Source organism: Lapidilactobacillus dextrinicus DSM 20335, assembly GCF_001436095.1.
Classification (GTDB): Bacteria; Bacillota; Bacilli; order Lactobacillales; family Lactobacillaceae; genus Lapidilactobacillus; species Lapidilactobacillus dextrinicus.
In genome coordinates, this window is sequence record NZ_AYYK01000008.1 from 295 (window position 1) to 21,572 (window position 21,278).

A 21,278-nucleotide genomic window follows, 5' to 3' on the forward strand; every position below is an offset into this window, starting at 1 on the left:
TAATACCAACGGCTTAAACCGTTGGTATTACTGCTTTTACATTATTAAAAAGACATTGATTACTGTAGCTTCTCTATATTAATGTTCTTATCAATCCAAGTATCATCATAGAAATTGGCTTCATGGGTAACAAATAAAACGGCTCCCGGAAATTCCTGAATACCTTTACTCAAAGCTGTCTTAGTTGCATCATCCAAATGATTCGTTGGTTCATCTAAGATTAATAAGTTAGCAGGCGTTAACATTACTTCTGCCAACTTAACCTTTGCTTGTTCGCCACCAGATAAATCGACCAACGGTGACAAAACTTGTTGTGCCGTCAAGCCTGTCTTGGCTAATGTCTGCCGTAGAACTTTAGGCTTCTCTAGCGGATAAATATCTTGTAAGTATTGCAAAGGCGTTGCTAACTTATGAGGCCAATTGAGACTCTGATTATAGTAGGCAATTTTAACAGTCGGTGATATTTCAATATCGCCACTAATGGCTGGAATCTGATTCAAGATCGTCTTTAATAGCGTTGATTTACCAATGCCGTTATATCCGGAGATTAATACCTTCTCGTCATGAGCCACTGAAAAATCTAGTGCTTGTTTATTCAAAGCCTGTTCATAACCAAAAAATAATTGATCAGTACTTAATAGGATTCGACTTTCTGTTACTTTATAGAAGAAATCGATTTGTGGCTTCACTAAATGATCAGGTTTCTTCAAGACATCTAAGTGAGCTAATTGCTTCTCACGACTACGAGCGGACTTCGAGCGTGAACCAGCTTTAAACTTACGAATATAAGCCTTACTTTTCTCAATTTGCTCTTGTTGTTTAGCATAGGCCCGCCGATAAGCTAAAGCATTCTCATCTTTTTGTTTAAAGGCAGATTGTAAATCTCCGGTATAACGTGTGATTTTGCCAAATTCAATATCTAAAATACAATTCGTGACTCGTTCCAAAAAAGCATCGTCATGTGAGATAACGATAAACGCACCATTAAAGTCATTTAAATAGTCAATTAACCAATCGATATGTTTCGTATCTAAATAGTTAGTCGGTTCATCTAGCAATAATACATCGGGATTCTGTAATAATAGCTTCGTTAAAATGACTTTTGAGCGCTGACCACCGCTTAATTCAGAAACATCGCGGTCTAAACCAATATCGTCTAAACCAAGACCACTAGCAACTGTCGTAATATCAGTTTCAATCTCATAAAAGCCCGATTCTTCTAACTTAGTCTGCAAACGACCGGCCTTTTCTAACAGATCATCATTGAAATTTTGCGAATAGTCTTCATATAATTGATTCATTTTTTGCTCAGCTTCAAAAAGATCAGCAAAAGCAGTCTCTAAGAAATCATGGATTGTAGTTCCCGCCTGTAAGTTAGCATATTGATCCAAGTAACCAATATTGGCATTTTTTTGCCACACAATATTTCCGGCATCTGGCAGAATTTCTCCCGTAATGATCTTGATCAAGGTACTTTTGCCTACACCATTTTGGCCAACAATTCCCATATGATCTTGCCGCTCAACTTTAAAACTGGCATCTTCATACAATGTCTTATCAATAAAAGCGTGACTCAAATTAGTCACTGTTAATACACTCATGATAAAGTTCCTTTCAAATACAATGGTTAAAACTATACCATTATTACTAGCAGAAAGCTAACAAAGCTGATTGTAAAAGGATTATTAAAGTAGTTCCTGTAATAAATTATTAATAAACACCACTAAAATCATGCGACGATCAAGAACGAAATAAAATAATAACGGATACATTGATTAGAAATATCTATTTTTATTACAGTAATATTACAAAATCTTATTTATATTTCGAAAGGATAACAAAGTTTCGCTAATCAGCTAAAGATGTAATATTAATGGTATAGGCTTGTTATATTCAGATGATATGCTGTCTTTCGTTGAATAGATTACGAATCACTAAAGGGGCAAATATTGAATATGACGTTTTTCCATAATAAAGGGCTAGCAACTAAAATTTTATTCGGTTTCACGATCGCTGGAGCTATGATCATGTCTAACTTAAGCTCAGTTATTGCTGCACCAACAGCACAGGCAGAGACTCACGCTTATTATCCAACCACTGAAACGGTCGCTAAAGTAACGGCAGTCAATAAAATGGTTCAAGAGCAAGAAACACTTGCTACCGCTCAAGAACGTCATGCACAACAAACAGCTAATACAGCTGAACAACTTGCCAATCAAAAGCAACAAGAAGAAATTGCTAAAAAGAAAGCTGAACAGGCTAAAAAAGTCGCAGCTGCTAAAAAAGCAGCCACTGAAAAATTAGCAGCAGAGAAAGCCGAACAAGCTAAAGTTGAGGCACAAAAAATCGCTAAGCAAAAGGCTGAACAGCAAGCTAAAGAAAATGCAGCAAAAGCCGCAGCACAAAAAGCAACGGTAAAAACAACAGCAGCTACTCAACCAACTAAAACAACCACTACTAATAACACAACAGCATCTACAGCAACTGGTTCTGATGCCAGCGCTAAAGCAACAATTGCTTCTCGTGAGTCAGGTGGTAGTTACACTGCCCGCAATGGTCAATATGTTGGTAAATATCAATTATCTGCTAGTTATCTTAATGGTGACTATTCACCAGCTAACCAAGAACGTGTTGCTAACAGCTATGTCACATCACGTTACGGATCTTGGTCAAATGCCTTAGCTCATTGGAACGCTAACGGTTGGTACTAACCAATCATTTGAATAAAACCTTAAATCGTAAAAAGATCTGCAAATCAAACTTGATTTGCAGATCTTTTTTGTTTCTTTTTAGAAGTGTTTTTATTTACTAGTAGCAACGCGTTTAAGCCAATCTTTGCCCTCAACAATCCGTGTAATTAACATCGCCGAAGTAACGTTACTCGTTGAATTTAACAAGGTTGCAGGAATATCAATAATCTCACTGATAATTAAAATAAGTGGTAAAGCAGTCATTGGAAAGCCGAATATGGTAATAATAACTGTTTCAGCAACAAAACCACCACCAGGAATAGCGCTCATAACCACCCCAACCAAAAAGCCAACAGCAATAATGAGCAGCGCATCTTTAGGCGTCGAAATACTTTTACCAAAGAGGACGAATAAGAAGGTTGTCTTTAAAATACCACCAACTACAGAACCATCTTTATGAACATTCGCGCCCAGAGGAATCACCGTATCAGCAATGTCAGGTGTAACCCCGATTTTCTTCGTATATTCTAAGTTAACGGGAATTGACGCTGCCGACGAACTAGTCGCGACCGCTGTAATAGCTGGAATACCAATATTCTGCCACAACTTGCGAAAACCAAGCCGACCACCAGCAATATAAGCATAACAACTCATCACAATAAAGAAATAGAACGCCGTATAACCAATATAAATGACTAACGTCCGTAAATAACTGCCCACCATTTCTGCGCCGAGATTACCAATCACCGTCGCAAAGAAACAACCTAGTCCAATTGGTGCATAATACATAATGTATTTAACAATTCGCATCGTCACCACATTGCCAGCTGCCAAAACCTTAGTAAAGGGTTCAGCCGCTTTACCTGATGCAGAAGCGGCGACACCAACCAAAACAGATACAACAATTAAGGATAGCATATTGCCCTTGGACAAAATCTTGCTAAAATCATCAACTGTAAAAGTTGCCACTATTTGAGCCAATGGTGAACTGCTACTATTACTAGCACCTTTAACAGTACCCATCATACTTTTGACGCTAGACATGTCAATTCCTTGAATAGGTTTAAAGACCAAGACACAAATATAACCAAGAATAGCTGAAACCAGGGCTGTTCCTAAGAAGACGCCTAACGTCGCGCCTAAAATTTTACCCAAACGTTTAACTTCCGTCATACTCCCAATCGAAGAAGAAATACTAAAGAAAACTAAGGGGATTAAAATCATATACATCAAGTTCAAAAACAAATCGCCTAACGGTTTAACCACATCAACTTTAGTGCCCCAAACGGCTCCGGCAATTCCGCCTAGGATTAAGCCCACCAAAATTAATAACGTACTACGATAATTCTTCCAAAAATCTTTCATTGCCATCTCACTCCGTCTTTTTTAATTCGCGCCATCTTATGATTGATGGTTAAAGTAATCATTAACAACCTCAACATCATCAAAGTGATGTTTCATTGTTCCGATAATTTGATAATCTTCATGCCCTTTACCTGCAATTAACACAACGTCACCAGCTTGAGCTTGACTTAAAGCGTAATGAATCGCTTCTCGACGGTCAGTGATACGGGTAAATGTGTGGGGCGCTAGTTCTGCAACGACTTGATCCAAAATCTTTTCTGGATCTTCTGTCCGGGGGTTATCTGAAGTTAAGACAGCATCAGTTGAATGTTGAACGGCAATATTACCCATAATTGGCCGTTTAGTCGTTTCCCGATCACCGCCACAACCAACAACACAGAATACTCGCTGTTTAGCAAATGAATTAATGGTACTTAATACATTCTCTAAGCCATCTGGTGTATGAGCATAATCAACAATTACCGTAATATCTTGATCATTCGGTACAACTTGGAAGCGACCACGAACACCTTGAACTTCTTCAAGCGATGTAATGATTTCTTCCGGTTGTAATCCATGTTCATAACAAGCACCAAAGGCAGCAAGCGCATTATAAACATTAAAATTACCCATTAATTTCAGTGTCACTGGATAAGATTCATCATAAACTTGTAAATCAAAATGTGTCCCTTTATTGGTGATTTCGATACTTTTAGCCTGTAAAATTCCTTCACCCTTAGTACCATAAGTTAACACATTAGCAGCTGTTTTTTCGATTAAGCGTCGGCCATCGGGATCATCAATGTTAATGACAGCCGTCTTCTTTTTAGCATCGCTGTGATAACTATTACCCAATTGCGAGAACAATAACGCCTTAGCATCAAAATAATTTTCAAACGTCTTATGGTAGTCTAAATGGTCTTCGGTTAAATTAGTAAAAACCGCAGTATCAAAATCAATTCCCCAAGTTCGACCTTGAACCAAAGCAATTGATGAAACTTCCATTGCACAAGCCTGATCATGAGCAGCAACCATTTCACTTAATGTCTTTTGAGCAGCGTAAGGTTCAGGGGTTGTATTAACAGCTGGTAATTTCTTGGTGCCAACTTTACTATACATTGTGCCAATAATACCTGTTTGGACATTGTGATCAGCCATAATTTTTTCGATCAGATGAGTCGTTGTGGTTTTACCATTAGTACCCGTAACCCCAAACATCAACAAATGCTGACTAGGATCGTTAAAGAAACACGTACTTAATTGTGCCAGTGCCTTATACGAATTAGGTACCGTGATGATCAAAACATCGCCCTGTATTTCAACTGGATGTTCCACAATAATCATCTTTGCACCCGCATCTGCCACTTCTTGAACATGTTCATGACCATCGAATCGTTGCCCTTTAATTGCAACGAAGCAACACCCAGGTTTAACCGTCTTCGTGTTTTGAGTTAAGTCAGTTAACTCGTCATTTCTTGCTAATAAAGCTTGGTGATCATGGTGGCTCGTCTGTAAGAATGCGGCACAATCAGATATCTTCATAACTTTCATCTCCATCAATTATTAAGTAGCGCAAAAACAACTATTATTCAAACTAATCACAAATAAACTCAATAAAAACTATTATACACAAATAAACTCAATAAAAAATATTATACACAAAATATTATATAAAAGATTGAATTATTTGTGAACATTACGGTGACAGGTCATCTTTTAGTCATCAATCAAGTGAGTTATTTATTTAAGTCCGTAGATTTAGTTGTCTATTGGTTCCCATTTTGTGTAAAATATAGCTAGCAACCAGGGGGAAACAATAATATGAGTAACGAATACATCACTAAACACGCCTTTATGAACGCCTTATTAACCTTAACCGAGCATCAAGACTTCAATAAATTGACCGTATCTCAAATCACACGTGAAGTTGATATGCATCGCCAAAGTTTCTATTATCATTTCCATGATAAATATGATTTGCTAAGCTATACCTATCATGAGCTTAGCTTTACTTATTTCGATAAAGATCAGGTCACGCTTGATAATTGGCTCGAACAAACTAAAAAAATGCTCACATCAATTAATGAGCACAAGGCTTTCTACACCAATACTGCTGTTAGTGATCAAAACACATTACTGTTGACCTTCTCAAAAGTGATTCAAGCTCGACTGGAAGATATGTTAACTGAGATTAATTCAGATCAACGTTTATCTGATTATGATCGCCGATTTTATGCCGAGTTCTTTGGTTATGGCTGTGCCGGAACGTTAGTTGATTGGATTATTGGTGGCTATCAAATCCCGCCTAAAGATATTGCAGAGAAATTTGCCAAACTCATTCAAGATATTAAGCATTACTCGCCTAAACTTTAATACTAGAACTGTCAAAAAATCAGACTAATCATCACTTATGTCTAATGACAGAAGAAGTTAACGGATGGTAGAATGACCCTTGGAAGTAATAGGACTTCTTCATTTTTTCGTTGACTAAGGAACCTTGACTTTAATGAATCTCCCCCCCTTGTGTTTAAGTCCTTAGTCAGCGTCAGAAAAAAAAACGCATCAGGATTTTATCCTGATGCGCTTTTTATTATTGGAATAATTATTTTTAATAATTAAGTGTATCTGTTTCTTGGGTCTCCACATATTCTGGGAAAATCGTAAAGTATTGATCAACGGTCGGACTATCAAAGACAAATCCTTGCGCCGCATTTAGTTTATTCTGACGTACTTCTTCATTAGATAGTTTTTTCTTCTGCAGTCCTAACTCTCCACGGATTTTATTAGAGACTCGCTGTAACTCGCTAGTTGGTGCAATCTGGTAAGAAGAACCCTTAACCGTCGCATTTACACCTTGAATATGATCACTCTTAATCGTCTTACCGGCTGTTCGGTAATTTTGGAAAATTGTCATCATATCATTAAAGGTCAAGTTAGTCTTCATATTTTCTGAAACAGAGGCTAATACATCTTTGAAGTTTGCCAACGTTCCGGTAGACATTGCGGCCTTAATAACGCCAGTAATAATCTGACGTTGCCGTAATTGGCGACCGTAATCATTATTAGGATCCTGATAACGCATCCGCGAAAAGGCCAGTGCCTCTTTACCATTTAAATGTTGCTTGCCCTTCTTGAAAGTTGAACCATCATAGCTAAAGCTAAACGGTACTTTAACGTCAACACCACCAACGGCGTTCACAACTTTCTCCAGGCCACCCATATTAACTGTGACATAATAATCAATCGGCACATCCAAAAGCTTATCAACTGTTGCTAGCGCCATTTTTGAGCCACCATGCATATAAGCTGCGTTAATTTTCTCAACTGTAAATTCTTGCATTCCAATAATTTTAGCCATTGTATCACGCGGGATGCTGGTTAAGACCGTCTTATTCGTCTTGGGGTTAACCGTTACGATAATCATCGTATCAGAATTTCCTTGTTGTGTTCGTCCTAAGGCACCTGTATCCGCACCTAATAACAATAGTGAAAAGGGCTTTTTATCACGAAATACCGTTGCTGATTCAACACTACCTGCAGATTGAAACGTTGAATCAATTGCACTCTTAGTTTGCCCATATAATCGTAATACATAAGCACCCAAAACAAAAACAACCGCCAGGATAATTAAACCTGTTAGTCGTAGACCCGGATGTTTTGCTTCTTTTTTAAGTGAAACTGCTAGTGATTCATTTCGTCGTAGTTTACGTCGTTTTTGCCGTTCCATTTTATCGACTCCAATTTCTTCTAGTAGCTTTAGATTAATACAAAATTGCACAAGCCGCTAAATTATCCCATTAATTTAAAACTCTTTTAAGTAATCAACTCCTTATTATTAAATTACCTCATTAGCAGCAACTTTTCTAGGCAGGTTGAGCGATAAAGCCTATAATGTTAATTAATTAAATCAATTAGGAGTTTTTATAATGAGTGAAGCAAAAATATTACCAACTCGCGCAGAAGTTCCCGAGGCTTTAACTTGGAACCTTGAATTAATCTACCCCACTGAACAAGATTGGGAAAACGATCTTAAAATTGTTAAGGAGATGACAACAACTGTCCGCCAGTTTGCCGGCAAAGTTGGCCAATCTGCAACTAATCTATATGACGTCTTGGTACAAGCTCACGATACTTTTCGCAAATTAGAGAAGCTTTACGTCTATGCTTCCATGAAAAGTAATCAAGACAATGCTAATAACCACTATCAAGGTCTATTAGCACGCGTTAGTTCCCTAGCCGCTAAAATTCAGGCTGATATTGCCTTTATGGAACCAGAAATTATTGCCATCACAGATGAGCAATTGACAACATTCGTGCAGGATGAGCCACGGTTACACGAATATTCTCATTATTTAGAGAATTTACGCCTTAAAAAAGACCACATTTTGGATGCCCAAACTGAGGCCTTATTAAGTGGCGCTGCTGAGATTTTTGACGCTTCTAGCCAAACTTTTAGTGTCTTAAGTGATTCTGATTTAGAATTCCCCTATGTAGAAGATGAAAATGGCGACACTGTTCAATTATCTAACGGCCTCTATGGTGCTTTAATTGAATCAACAGATCGAGCCGTTCGCCAAGATGCTTTTGCTGCTTTATACAGTGTTTATGATCAATTCCAGAATACGCTAGCCCAAACTTTGACTGGTAATGTTAAAAGTCATAACTTTATGGCAACTGCCCATCATTATCCAAATGCTCGTACTGCTGCAATGGCTGCTGATAATATCCCAGAAAGTGTCTATGATACTTTAGTTGAACAAGTCAACGCTCACTTACCGCTATTGCATCGTTATGTCGCACTACGCAAACAACTATTAGGCGTTGCCGAGCTTCACATGTATGACATGTATGTGCCATTAACTGGTGAACCACCACTAAACTACACCTATGACGAAGCTAAAGTTGAAGCACGTAAGGCGTTAGCTGTCCTTGGCGAAGATTATCTAAGCCATGTTGATGAAATCTTCAATAACCGCTATATCGATGTGGTTGAAAGCAAAGGCAAAACAAGTGGCGCTTACTCTGGCGGTGCCTATGACACAGCCCCTTATGAGTTATTGAACTGGCAAGATAGTGTTAATAGTCTTTATACGTTAGTTCATGAAACTGGTCATAGCGTCCATAGTTGGTACACGCGGCATAACCAACCTTATCAATACGGCGACTATCCTATCTTCTTAGCCGAAATTGCCTCAACAACTAATGAGAATCTGTTAACAGAATACTTGTTACAAACCCAGACAGATCCTCAAGTGCGAGCTTATTTACTCAACTACTATTTAGATGGTTTTAAAGGCACGGTCTTCCGTCAAACACAGTTTGCTGAATTTGAACACTTTATTCACACTGCTGATGCAGCTGGCGAACCGCTCACCGCTGATGTCCTCGATGACTATTATGGCGATTTAAACGCACGTTATTATGGACCAGCTGTTGCTGAAGATCCCGAGATTGCCTTAGAATGGTCTAGAATCCCACATTTCTACTACAATTATTATGTTTATCAATATGCAACTGGTTTTGCTGCCGCTTCAACATTGTCACAATTGATGTTGACAAATGGCCAACCTGCCGTCAACCGTTACCTAGACTTCCTTAAGTCAGGTAGTTCAGACTACGCGCTCAACACTATGAAAAAAGCTGGCCTTGATATGACTCAACCAGATTATTTAGAAGCGGCTTTTGCCGTCTTCGAAAAGCGCCTTAACGAATTAGAAAGTTTAATTAAGAAGGATTAAAAATACTCGATGTAACAAAACCCATTGCTGTTTTTGACTCAGGAGTCGGTGGCATTAGCACTTTAAAAGTATTAACAGAAATGTTGCCCCACGAAGACTTTATCTTTTTTGGTGATTCAGCTAATGCTCCTTATGGTGAGAAAAGTCGCGAACTTGTCTTTAAATTAGCTGATCAAGTTGTTCAGCAACTAATCGCAAAAGATGTTAAAAGTATTGTCATCGCCTGTAATACTGCAACTAGCGCGCTAAACCAGTATTAATGGAGAAATACCCACAGTTACCCATCTCGGGATTGAACCGGCACTTAAAGAAGCAGTCGATGTTGGTAAGCAAAACATTTTAGTTTTAGCAACACCATTAACCATTCACTCACCTAAATATCAGGCTCAACAAGCTCGTTTCATTAACCAAGCTAATATTTACTCACTACCGTGCTCGGGACTGGCCGATTTAATTGAGGGGGGTACTGAAAACATCACCCAAATTAAAAGTTATCTAACCAAATTACTAACTTTCCCACAACGCGAACAAGTTGATGCTATTGTACTGGGGTGTACCCACTATCCATTTATTGCTAAATTAATTCAGCAACAATTTGCCCAGTCCCCTGAAATTTATACTGGCTTAGGCAACAATTTAAAACATCAGTTAGCAAAGCGCCACTTACTTCAAACCGATCAGGTTAAACAAAACATTGAATTTATGAGCAGTAAGCACGAACCAGCCGAACTAACACTTTATCAACAATTATTTGATTATGGTCTAGATTAAAACATACTAAAAGACGCACAGGAGCAAATCCTGTGCGTCTTTTTGATTGAATAAATTAGGCTCTTTGCCGTTGTATTAATAAAGCCACTAAATAAAAAGCCACTTCAATAACAGCAATAAAGAATGTTGCGGGCCAATTGGTAATATAGGCCAGCCAAATCCCTAGCCATACACCTAGTAAGGCGGTAGCTACCGAGATCAGTAGTAGTTGCTTAATACTGCGCCCCAATGCTTTAGCCGTCGATGCAGGAATCGTCATTAAAATAAAAACTAACATTGAACCAACAATTTGAGCACCAACGCTAACACTAACCGCCAGTAAAATTAAAAAGATGACACTAATCAATTGTGTACGAACACCGTTGGCCTTAGCACCAACCGGATCAAAGGAATCAAACATTAAGGGTCGAAAAACGATCCAGATTGTCAATAAAACAACCAATGATAAAATCACTAACTGCCAAACACCTTGAAGGCTAATCCCAATAATACTGCCAAATAAGATTTGTGTAGCATATTTAGAACTCTTATTAGCTAAGGCAAGGAATAAAATTCCTGAGCCAATGAACAAAGAAGAAACAGCACTAATCGTTGATTCACGGCGTGCTTTTTCTACTGAGAGGCCGCTAATTAAGGCACTACTCGTGAGAGTGAAGGCTAACATACCGACTAACGGTGAAATACTAGCAAACGCTGCAAACGAAGCACCAGCAAACCCAATTTCAGATAACATATGCGTTAAAAACGACAACTCACGCGCAACAACAAAAACACCAATAATGCCACAAGTTAATGCAATAAAGGTACTAGCTACAAAAGCATGGCGCATAAAATCAAAGGCGAACATTAAACTTCAACTCCTTTCAACGTTTCTGCATCAATCTGCTTGCTGGAACCTGTTGAAATTTTCTGCTCTGCTAATAAAAAGTAACGGTCCGTATACTGTTTCGTTAATTCCAAATCATGACTTACAAACAGCAATGTCATTTTTTGATCAGTTACAATTTGATCAACCAGCGTCATAATTTCTTGCTTGGCATCAACATCCATACTTGCAGTCGCTTCATCTAAAATAAGTAAATCAGGATTGGCCAACAAAGCTTGTGCCAGATAAGCTCGTTGACGTTCACCACCAGAAGCAAGTGCTAACGGTCGATCTTTAAGTTCCTTAAGATGTGTTTGTTCCAAAACCGCCGCAACTTTACTTTTTTCTGACTTGGTTAGCCAAGGGTGCCAACTACTGCCAATATTTAAAGCAACGAAACTGGCAATTGACAAAGGTGCGTCGGCATCAATATTGCGAAATTGGGGCACATAGCCAATTCGGATTTTACGTGAATTCACTTCATGGCGTTTAATCATGCCCGAAGTTGGTTTCAATAGACCAATAATCAATTTAACCAATGTTGACTTACCAACACCATTATGACCGATTAAGCTGATTTTTTCTCCTGAACGTATCTCAAAATTCAGTTGATCAAAAACATCTTTATCGCCAAAATGCATGGTTAAATTCTCTGCAGTAATGATCGCCGTCATGATTTATCTCCTCTATCAATTTTATTAGAATTATTGATTTGCCTTAGCAATTTTTGATAATTGCTGTAACTCCTCTTTCATCCAAGTTATATAAGTCTGATTTTTAGGCATTGTTTCTGTTACATAAACAACCGGAACGTCAGCGGCCTTGGCTGTTTTAATTAGTCCATTAATTAATGAACTTTCTACTTGGCGATTCACCACCAAAAAAGTAACTTTTTTATGTTTCAATTGTGATTTCATTTTTTGTAGTTCGGTTGGTTTAGGATCAGCGCCGTCTTCAATGTCCTGCGCAAAATCCTGATTGACAATCTTCATATCCAAAGCTTGCAAAACATAATTAAAGACCGGCTCTGTAATCATCACCGATTGACCTGAAAACACTGATTTCAATTGTATTGTTTGTTTTTGTAAGTCTTTAAGTTGGGCGATATATTTAGCACTGTTGTTCTGAAAAACTTCGCGTTGGGCAGGTTGCTGTTTACTGAAAATACTAGTCAAGCGATTAGTTAATTTGACCATATTGTTAAAATCATACCATAAATGTTCGTTTTCGCCATTAGGTAGCTGGCGAATATCCTGAGCAACATTGACGACTTTAGCTTGTGATGATTGATTACTTTTAACTAATTTGTTTAACCAAGAATCATAACCTGCGCCATTCATAATCACAACGTTAGCTGCGGCAGTCTTTTTGGCGTCAGCTGTTGTTGCTGTGTAATCGTGCGGATCAACGCTGGTTGAGTTAATTAAACTGGTTACTTGACCGTACTTGCCCAGAATCTTAGCTGCTGGCTCGGCATAAAAATTAGTTGACGTCACCACTTGAATTTTGTGATTAGACTTTGTCGTCTGTTGCCCACAAGCTGCTAGTACAATGACACTTAAAAAAAGTAATAATATCGAAATCGTTGTTTTCATTTTTTTCATATTGGTAAACTCCCTTTTCCCCACTCTAATGCGCCTTTTGTTGCAACATTGACCAGTTTAGCTAATTAAAAAAATATCGTCAAATGCGCATAAGAGCATGCATAACATCAAGCGTTTACAAAAATAACCAATTTAATCTACTTACTTTAGATTAGCCCATAGACATAAGGATTACAAAAAAATCGATCTTTTCAGATCGATTTCAAAATTTTTTTATTTAATTTTGTTAATACTTTGAAATTGGTCAATATTAATGAAGTAATCTTGATACCAAACTAAGAAAGTATAAATAGTCCAAACTTGACGACGTGCATTAATTTTTTGTGCATGAGTAGCTAGTGTTAAAGTCTGATCAGCATACTTTGCGCATCAATCACCTGATAGGGATGATCTGGCGCCTTTTCTTGAGTTAATGATAGCTCGGTACAACCAAGCACAATAACATTAAGACCGAACTTATCATGCATTTCTTACAAGATCTCATGATATAAATCTGCATCTACTTTATTATTTTCTTTGATATCTGTATAAATCAACTCATTTACCTTTGGTTGAATACTATCATCACCATAAACGACTTCACAACCGATGCGTTTTTCTTCTGGATACTGTTGATGTAAATAATCGACAGCGATACAGGGCATGTGTAAAAGTGGAATTGATGTCAAAGACCGCAAATCATTGTAGAAATAATGTGCTGTATTACAAACCATGACAAAGAATTCTGAATTCAATTGTGATTGTTGCAAAATATCTTCGCGCAAATCATCATAAAAATTAGGCTGAGTATGATCGAGAATATAACTTATTCGACCAGGAACTGTTGCATCATTAACCAATAAATAATTAAGATAATCCTGATCCTTAGTTAGCCGGTGTCCGGGAATTTAAAATATGGAGATAGCTTTCCGTCGCCATCGTTCCCATACCACCTAAAACAGAAAAAACTTTTTCATGATTGTTAATTCTCTTCAATTTTATCAGCAATACCACGTGCAACTACCATATCAGTTGGCCAAGGTGTATCTACACCACGAACCTTTTGATAAGGATCCGTTCCCTTACCAGCTAATACCACAATATCGCCAGGTTGACTTGCCATAATTGCAGCTTCAATGGCTTTAGCTCGATCTAATTCAATTGTCACTTGAACTTCTTCCTGATTGATACCACTGACAATTTGATCAGCAATATCTTCGGGATCTTCAAATCCGGGATCATCGCTAGTGATAAAGACTCTTGGCTTTAATTGATTGATCGCTTTAGCAAAGCCCTCCCGACGTGAAATGCCTTTATCACCAGGTGCACCAACAACTAAGATTAATTTCGCGTTATCGTATTCATTTTGCAGGAATGTTAATAATGCCATCATGCTGGCATAATTGTGAGCATAGTCAACATAGACCCGACCATGGCCGGGAATGTCTGTCTTTTCCATTCGACCAGGAACTGCAACATGAGCAATTCCTTGCGCTGTCTCGGGATACACTGCACCAGCAAGACCGGAACTTATAATAGCAGCAGACGCATTATTGACATTATAATCACCAATTAAATCTAAGGCGTAGTCACCGGTAATCCGTAATTGTTCTGCTTTCAAAGAGTCGGCTTTTAATTTAAAACGACTTTGAGCGAGATCGGCTTCCTCACTGTGATAACGAAAATCGATCTTGAGATCTTCCGGTGCTTCAAAAGTATCTGAGGCGTACAGATAAATGCTATCTGGTTCAGTCGTCGTTGTCGCTGCCGCATAAACCTGATCAAAATAGTCTGTTTCAGCATTAATAATGCATTTACGTGAATTAACTAGTAATTGTATTTTACAATGTAAATAATCAGCAAAATTAGGATGTTCTCTTGGCCCAATATGATCAGGTGAAATGTTTAAAAAGATACCGATATCATAAGTTAAACCAAAAACACGACTTTCTTTATAAGCTTGAGAAGAAACTTCCATGACAAGTTCTGTCATACCATTATCAACAGCCTTGCGCATATTTCGGAACAAGTCTAGGGATTCTGAAGTCGTCAATGCTGATTTGAATGTATCAGCTTCTTCAAGACCGATAACTGTATCCACCGTAGAAAATAATGCAGTATGTTGATCATTCATCCGATCTAAAATACCACGCGTAAAGTACGCTGAAGTCGTTTTGCCCTTAGTACCCGTATAAGCAATCACAAATAATTCATCTTGTGGATATCCGTAAAAAGCCTGTGCTAATAAAGCCATCGCCTTGCGAATATTGCGTACAATCAAGGCATGCATACCATTACCTTCTGCATATGGTTGTTCAGCAACGTAGCAAATAGCCCCTTTATCCTTAGCTTCCTGGACGTAAGTAGGCCGAAAATCAGCACCTTTACAGAAAAAGATTGATTTAGGTTGAACCGTTTGTGAAACATAAGATGCATTTTCAAAACGTTGTGTTAAATTATCTTGAATTGCACTACTCTTCAAAATATGATGTTCTTTTAAAATTAAAATACATGCTTCAAGCGTGATTGCCATGATAAAACCCCTTTTTAAGTTCAACAGAAAAATATCTTTATTGTCGCGTTATTAAAAATAAAGTGCAACGATTTTGCTTAGTTTAACTAAACAAGCCCGTCATGTTATGCCATGCCTTTTGCCACCAAGTTAAAGCCTTAACTGATTGTTGTGCAAGTACTGGTACAGCTTGAGCAGTGGTGCCACTTAAATAGCCAGAGCCAATTGCTGGTAAGTCTACTTTGCCTAAGTGATCACCTTTTTTAATTGGTGCCGTACGACTAACATTACTATTGCTTACCGTGAAGTTCAATTGTGATGCTTTAGTTGACTTAGGTAATAACATTTTAACCGTTTCACCAGGAACTACCTTAACAGAAGTTTGTTTACTATTTGTGACTTTAACTGGTGTTAATGCTGAATTGGCTTCATTTTTCTTTAAAACAGTTTTGATTTCCCAATTTTGATAAACGTTATGCATCAAAGCTGCAGTTGCTGTAAATCGTTTGGCTGTGTCAGCTTCTTGACCATCGGCATGTAAGATAACCGTGATAACTCGGAAGCCATTCTTTTTTACAGTACCGACAAAACAATCCCCAGCAGCATCCCCGGTCCCAGTCTTCAAGCCATCAACAGGAAGATCACTTTCTGCAGCTGTTTGACCTTTCAACATTAAATTCCAGTTAGAATAGGTTGTGCCATGGAAAGGTAAGTTGGTTTGACTAGCTGTTGTTAAAACTTCAGGAAATTCATCAAGCACATGTTTGGCAATAACCGCAACATCTCGAGCACTGAGTTTATTTTCATCAGCACTACTTGAACCAGGATAACGGTTGTCACCTAAATATGAATTAGGAAGACCACTTACATTAACAATTTTTTCATCATTAATGCCCCATTCTTTTAGCTGGGCCTTCATGGCATCAACAAACTTATTTTGACTACCACTAATTGCATCAGCCAATACCATGATTGCTGAATTGGCAGAATAAATCAAACTAGCTTCGTATAATTCTTTAGCAGAATAGGAGACGCCTTCTTCAAACGGAATGTTGGATAGTTCCATGTTTTGGCTTAATGAGTAAGCCAAAGCTGAGGGTTTTAGTTGTTTAGACCAGCTAAGTTTGCCTTCTTTAACTGCCTTTAAAACTAAATAAATCGATAATAATTTAGACATTGACGCAATTGGCAAAACTTTTTGACTATCTTTTTCTGCCAAGATTTGACCTGAGTCAGCATCCACTGCAATACCAGCTTTTGCAGCTATGGTTGTTTCCGGTACTGCAACGCTGGCTGCTGCAGCAACTGATTGTTGAGCAACCAATGCACTAGAAATACTAACGAATCCTAACGCCAGTACTAAACATAAAAATAGATGTTGTAACTTCGCTTTCAAAACGATTGCCTCCACTAATCTTCTTTTTGAACAGTATTTATCGGTAAAATGATATTAAAGGCGGTTTTGTATTCATTAGAAGTCGCATAAATTTCGCCATTATGCAATTTAACAATGCTTTGTGCGATCGCTAATCCTAGTCCGGATCCACCGGTTTCTGAGGAGCGTGAACCTTCCACTCGATAAAAACGTTCAAAAATATTCTCTAAATCTTTTTGAGGGATTTGGCGACCATCGTTAGCGACACTAATCACCACATCATTTTTTTCTTCATGAGCACTTAGCACGATCTTCGTTGCATCTGTCCCATATTTAAAAGCATTAACAATTAAATTACTGAAGACACGAACTAACTTACCAGAATCAGCCTGCATCATAATTGGCCGCTGCTCAACGTTAACTTCAATCACCATTTCGCGTTTTTGCGCCTCTAACTCAAAATCTGCAGTCAATTGCTCCAGCATTGAAGCTAAATCAAAGCGCTGAATTTGCAACTTCGTATGGGTTTGTTGAACCTTCGTAAATTCAAACAAATCTTCAACCAAAGATTTCATTTGTTTAGTCTTTTCAAAAGCAATGTGGTTATAACGCAAGATATCGTCAACATTTTGATACTGACCATCTTCAATTAAACCTAAATAACCAATAATTGAGGTTAGTGGCGTCCGAATATCATGACTAACATTGGTGATCAGCTCATCTTTGCTAGCTTCGATCTTGCGTTCTTCTTGCATAGAATTAACAGTACTGTCTACTAAAGCATTGATACTGTCAACGACTTCGTTCAAATAGCCATTTACCTTAAGGTTAACGCGATGATCAATATGGCCATTAGCAATGTAGTGCAACTCTTCGATGATATGGCGCATCTGCATATTGTGATAACGTCTAATTAAACGCCAATAAACAACAATTGCATCAAAGACAGCTAAGGCAATGAAGAAGAGCCTTTGCCAGCTCCATAAATGCCAAGGACCAATCGTCATTGCTTGTTTGATTTGATAAATGCCATCGATCAATCCTTGATTAGAATTAATCGCTTGATCAATCAAAATCATAACCGCAAAATTTAATAGCAATAACAAAGCAACGGTCACAATTCCCTCAACAAATAGTTCCCATTTTTCACGCGTCTTTAAAATAATTTTTTGTGGTTGCTCGTCCATTATGCTTCCACCTTATAGCCAACGCCCCAGACAGTTTCAATTACTTTTTCTCCGCCCGTTGCTTCTTCAATCTTATCGCGCAAATGACTAACATGAACCATGACAGTCTTAGCCGAAACAATACTTTCTTGTTGCCAAACACGTTCAAAAATTTCATCCGCAGAAAAAACCCGATTAGGATGGCTGGCCAATAAATATAAAATACCAAATTCTAATGCCGTTAATTGAATTTGTTGACCAGTTAACGTTGTTACCTCGTGAGAATCCTTATCAATAATTAAGGGTCCCACTTCCAAACGATCAGGTTCATTAGAGGTCATTTGGGCGTTAGCACGCCGTAATAACGATTTAACTCGTGCCATTACTTCCAATGGATTGAATGGTTTAGAGACGTAATCATCAGCACCTGTAATTAAACCTTGAATCTTATCCATATCTGTTGTTTTAGCTGAAACGATAATAATAGGAATATCAGATTCTTTACGAACTTCCTTAATCACATCAATACCCGACATGTTTGGCATCATAATATCAAGAATCATTAACGCAATCTCGGGATTTGTTGCCAGTTTAGTAATCGCCTCACGGCCAGTTAAGGCTGTAACCGGATCATAGCCTTCATTTTTTGCATAAATACTTAATAGTTCAACAATTTCTTTGTCATCATCAACAATCAGGATTTTCATATTAATCACCTTCTGAATGGATAAACGTTTCCGTTTTGTTTTTTGAAACTAAGACTCACTAAATTAAGCCAGTTTCCCTAATTCTAAAATTGTTTATACAGATCAATTGTATCAAACACCGTCTTAAATTTCTCTAAAAATTCTGAATTGCATTAAAAAGACAATAATACTTAAGCAATTGAGAAACAGCATACTAAATAAAAAAAGTGAAGCAAATTAATTTGCCCCACTTTTTTGATAAAACTAACGAACAACTAAAACCGAAATTGGCGAATTCTTGGCCATGTATGCCGCTTGGCTACCAAACATTTTAGTAATGCCTTTTTTAGCTTTGGCCCCTATAACCAATAAATCAGGTTTTACTTCAGGAATAACATGATTGACAATTTCCTCACCGGGAATACCAGCACCGACCCAAACATCGACGTCTTTAACGCCAGCAGCAAGGGCTTGTTCACGATATTCTTCAACGTGCTTCGTTAGATCTTCACGTTTACCATGAATAAAATCTTTCGTTAGTGCTTGATAAACGTTAATCACGTTTTCTTCGAGAATTGAAACGATCGTTAACCCAAGATCATCCTTGAGTGCGCGATGAACGGCATACCGGAATGCTTTGATACTATCTTCGGAATCATCAACGGCAACGAGAATTTTTTTGAAATAAATATCTTTTGTATCCATCATTAATCCACCCTTTCAATCTTTTTACCACTACAATACAACTATCCACCTGATAAACCAAGATTAACAGAACGATAAAGAATAGCGCAATAACTATGCTTTTGACCGATTATAATAACGCAACCTTTTTAGATATCAACTATTAGGATAAAAAAAGATAGGACAATTTAAATTGTCCCATCTTTCATCATTATAATTATTGATAGATAGCTAAGCTTCTTTTTGACCACTGAGTTTTTTATCAAAACGATATAAATCATACATACACCAAGCAAGTAAAGCTAGAATCAAGACAATAGCAATATAAGCAAAAATATGTGCCATTTCAATTTCACTAGCAGTTGCATTGGCACCTAAAAAGGCAGCAAATGAATCTGGCAAGTTAAGCATATTCAAGAAAGTCAACCCCAGAACGGAAACCCAGCCACAGACCTTAACCCAACCAGAGTTCTTGAAACGTTGGCCCATCTCATTGCGGCTATTAGTCAAAACGAGCAATGGCAACATTGAAAATGGCAACGCAAATGCCAAGAAGACCTGTGAGTTATTCATCAATGTATTTAACGCCTCATGTTGATCAACAGTATTCAAGCGTCCCGTCATGAGCACACAGATAATAACAGGAATAACAGAAAGTAACCGAGTGATTAAACGACGAGCCCATAGAGGCATCCTTAAATTAACGAACCCTTCCATGATCACCTGACCAGTTAATGTTCCGGTAATTGTTGAGTTCTGACCAGATGCTAACAAGGCAACCGCAAATAATGTTGATAAGATACCTGAACGTGCGACTGAAATTAAAACACCATTACTTAAAGTTGACGTATCCGACAAAGCTGCATACAAGCCGAAGAAGGAGGGATCTTTAACCGAGCCTGATTTGAAAACTGCCACACCCATGATTAAGAGTAAAGCATTAACAACAAAAGCCGCAGTTAACTGAATATTTGAATCCCATTGACTGAAACGAACGGCTGTTGCAACTTCGTCTTCATCCTTATGATTAATCTTACGTGTCTGTGAAATTGCTGAGTGCAAATACAAGTTATGTGGCATCACTGTTGCCCCAATAATACCCAAAGCCCCACTTAGCGGTGTCATCCCGTTAATAGTTGGATGTGTGGCAATTGTACCAGCTGAAGGGATAAAGCCTTTAATAACCGCACCCCAATCAGGATCGGATAATGCAACCTGATAAACAAATACTAATAGAATAACTAAAATCAAGGCAACAACAATTGCTTCAATTTTACGAAAACCAATTTTTGTTAAAAGTAATAATACCAAAACATCTAAAACCGTCAAGAAAACGGCAATAATAATTGGAATTCCAAATAATAAATACAAGGCAATAGCGGCACCGATAACTTCAGCAATATCGGTGGCCATAATTGCAAGTTCGGTCATAATCCAAAGCACGATACCTAATTTTTTACTTGTATGTGCCCGAATCGCTTGGGCCAAATCCATTTGAGTCACAATACCAAGTTTAGAGGCCATATTTTGTAGCAACATGGCAATCAAACTTGAGATTAAAATAATGGACATGAGCAAATAACCGAAGTTTTGCCCCCCAGTAATACTTGTGGACCAGTTACCTGGATCCATGTAGCCAACAGCTACTAATGCACCTGGACCTGAATACGCAAGCAAAGTTCGCCAAAAGCCTTTACCCTTTGGTACTTCAACAGTACCGTTGATTTCTTCTAGCGAAGGCCCGTTTGCGTATTCAACCAGTTTATGATGTTCCTTTTCTGCCATTAATCCCACCCTTTCTCATTCTATCAATTACATTTTACACTTTTGTTAACAGATGTGAAGAAGAAAATTAGGCCCGCCA

General features: G+C 37.9%; 17 protein-coding genes and 1 pseudogene. 4 read left to right on the forward strand and 14 right to left on the reverse strand.

Annotated features, from left to right (window positions below):
• Positions 1–59 precede the first annotated feature (59 nt).
• Positions 60–1,601, reverse strand: coding sequence for an ABC-F family ATP-binding cassette domain-containing protein (locus tag FC84_RS04495; RefSeq protein WP_057756106.1), 1,542 nt, complete (start codon positions 1,599–1,601; stop codon positions 60–62).
• A 354-nt stretch (positions 1,602–1,955) separates the two neighbouring features.
• Here FC84_RS04495 and FC84_RS09085 point away from each other — a divergent pair, with 354 nt between their 5' ends.
• Positions 1,956–2,711, forward strand: a complete 756-nt coding sequence (locus FC84_RS09085) for an aggregation-promoting factor C-terminal-like domain-containing protein (protein WP_225733067.1) — start codon at positions 1,956–1,958, stop codon at positions 2,709–2,711.
• A gap of 90 nt (positions 2,712–2,801) precedes the next feature.
• On the opposite strand, the gene FC84_RS04505 is transcribed toward FC84_RS09085, so the two are convergent.
• A complete protein-coding gene (locus tag FC84_RS04505) occupies positions 2,802–4,055 on the reverse strand; it encodes a dicarboxylate/amino acid:cation symporter (RefSeq protein WP_057756109.1) in 1,254 nt (417 codons plus the stop codon).
• Between the two features lie 36 nt (positions 4,056–4,091).
• Positions 4,092–5,576: a UDP-N-acetylmuramoyl-L-alanyl-D-glutamate--2,6-diaminopimelate ligase gene (locus FC84_RS04510; RefSeq protein ID WP_057756112.1), complete on the reverse strand. Its 1,485-nt coding sequence runs from the start codon at positions 5,574–5,576 to the stop codon at positions 4,092–4,094.
• A gap of 279 nt (positions 5,577–5,855) precedes the next feature.
• Between FC84_RS04510 and FC84_RS04515 the strand changes: the two genes are divergently transcribed.
• Complete coding sequence (locus FC84_RS04515; RefSeq protein WP_057756114.1) at positions 5,856–6,407, forward strand: TetR/AcrR family transcriptional regulator; 552 nt, start codon at positions 5,856–5,858, stop codon at positions 6,405–6,407.
• Between the two features lie 235 nt (positions 6,408–6,642).
• Here the strand turns inward: FC84_RS04515 and FC84_RS04520 are convergent, their stop codons facing one another.
• Complete coding sequence (locus FC84_RS04520; protein ID WP_057756118.1) at positions 6,643–7,761, reverse strand: LCP family glycopolymer transferase; 1,119 nt, start codon at positions 7,759–7,761, stop codon at positions 6,643–6,645.
• Positions 7,762–7,960: 199 nt separating this feature from the next.
• Here FC84_RS04520 and pepF point away from each other — a divergent pair, with 199 nt between their 5' ends.
• Positions 7,961–9,772: an oligoendopeptidase F gene (gene pepF / locus FC84_RS04525; RefSeq protein ID WP_057756122.1), complete on the forward strand. Its 1,812-nt coding sequence runs from the start codon at positions 7,961–7,963 to the stop codon at positions 9,770–9,772.
• A gap of 80 nt (positions 9,773–9,852) precedes the next feature.
• Entirely contained in the window at positions 9,853–10,032 is a 180-nt protein-coding gene (locus FC84_RS04530) for an aspartate/glutamate racemase family protein (RefSeq protein ID WP_057756124.1), read from the forward strand.
• 566 nt (positions 10,033–10,598) lie between these two features.
• On the opposite strand, the gene FC84_RS04535 is transcribed toward FC84_RS04530, so the two are convergent.
• From FC84_RS04535 to FC84_RS04580, 10 genes and pseudogenes are all read right to left on the reverse strand, one after another.
• Entirely contained in the window at positions 10,599–11,390 is a 792-nt protein-coding gene (locus FC84_RS04535; protein ID WP_057756127.1) for a metal ABC transporter permease, read from the reverse strand.
• A complete protein-coding gene (locus FC84_RS04540) occupies positions 11,390–12,082 on the reverse strand; it encodes a metal ABC transporter ATP-binding protein (protein ID WP_057756130.1) in 693 nt (230 codons plus the stop codon). Before FC84_RS04540 ends, FC84_RS04535 begins: the two co-directional genes overlap by 1 nt.
• Positions 12,083–12,112: 30 nt before the next feature.
• The gene (locus FC84_RS04545; RefSeq protein ID WP_057756133.1) at positions 12,113–13,012 is read right to left on the reverse strand and encodes a metal ABC transporter solute-binding protein, Zn/Mn family; all 900 of its coding nucleotides are present in this window, start codon (positions 13,010–13,012) and stop codon (positions 12,113–12,115) included.
• A 341-nt stretch (positions 13,013–13,353) separates the two neighbouring features.
• Positions 13,354–13,939, reverse strand: a pseudogene (locus tag FC84_RS04550) (amino acid racemase).
• 34 nt (positions 13,940–13,973) lie between these two features.
• Entirely contained in the window at positions 13,974–15,524 is a 1,551-nt protein-coding gene (locus tag FC84_RS04555) for a UDP-N-acetylmuramoyl-L-alanyl-D-glutamate--2,6-diaminopimelate ligase (protein WP_057756136.1), read from the reverse strand.
• 82 nt (positions 15,525–15,606) lie between these two features.
• On the reverse strand, positions 15,607–16,899 hold the full coding sequence (locus FC84_RS04560) for a serine hydrolase (protein ID WP_057756153.1): 1,293 nt from the start codon (positions 16,897–16,899) through the stop codon (positions 15,607–15,609).
• 14 nt (positions 16,900–16,913) lie between these two features.
• Entirely contained in the window at positions 16,914–18,044 is a 1,131-nt protein-coding gene (locus FC84_RS04565) for an ATP-binding protein (RefSeq protein WP_057756660.1), read from the reverse strand.
• 20 nt (positions 18,045–18,064) lie between these two features.
• Positions 18,065–18,751 (reverse strand): response regulator transcription factor CroR, encoded by a 687-nt coding sequence (gene croR / locus FC84_RS04570; protein ID WP_057756156.1) that lies wholly within the window; start codon positions 18,749–18,751, stop codon positions 18,065–18,067.
• Between the two features lie 243 nt (positions 18,752–18,994).
• Entirely contained in the window at positions 18,995–19,435 is a 441-nt protein-coding gene (locus FC84_RS04575) for a universal stress protein (protein ID WP_057756159.1), read from the reverse strand.
• A gap of 210 nt (positions 19,436–19,645) precedes the next feature.
• A complete protein-coding gene (locus tag FC84_RS04580; RefSeq protein WP_057756162.1) occupies positions 19,646–21,199 on the reverse strand; it encodes an Nramp family divalent metal transporter in 1,554 nt (517 codons plus the stop codon).
• Between the last annotated feature and the right edge of the window lie 79 nt (positions 21,200–21,278).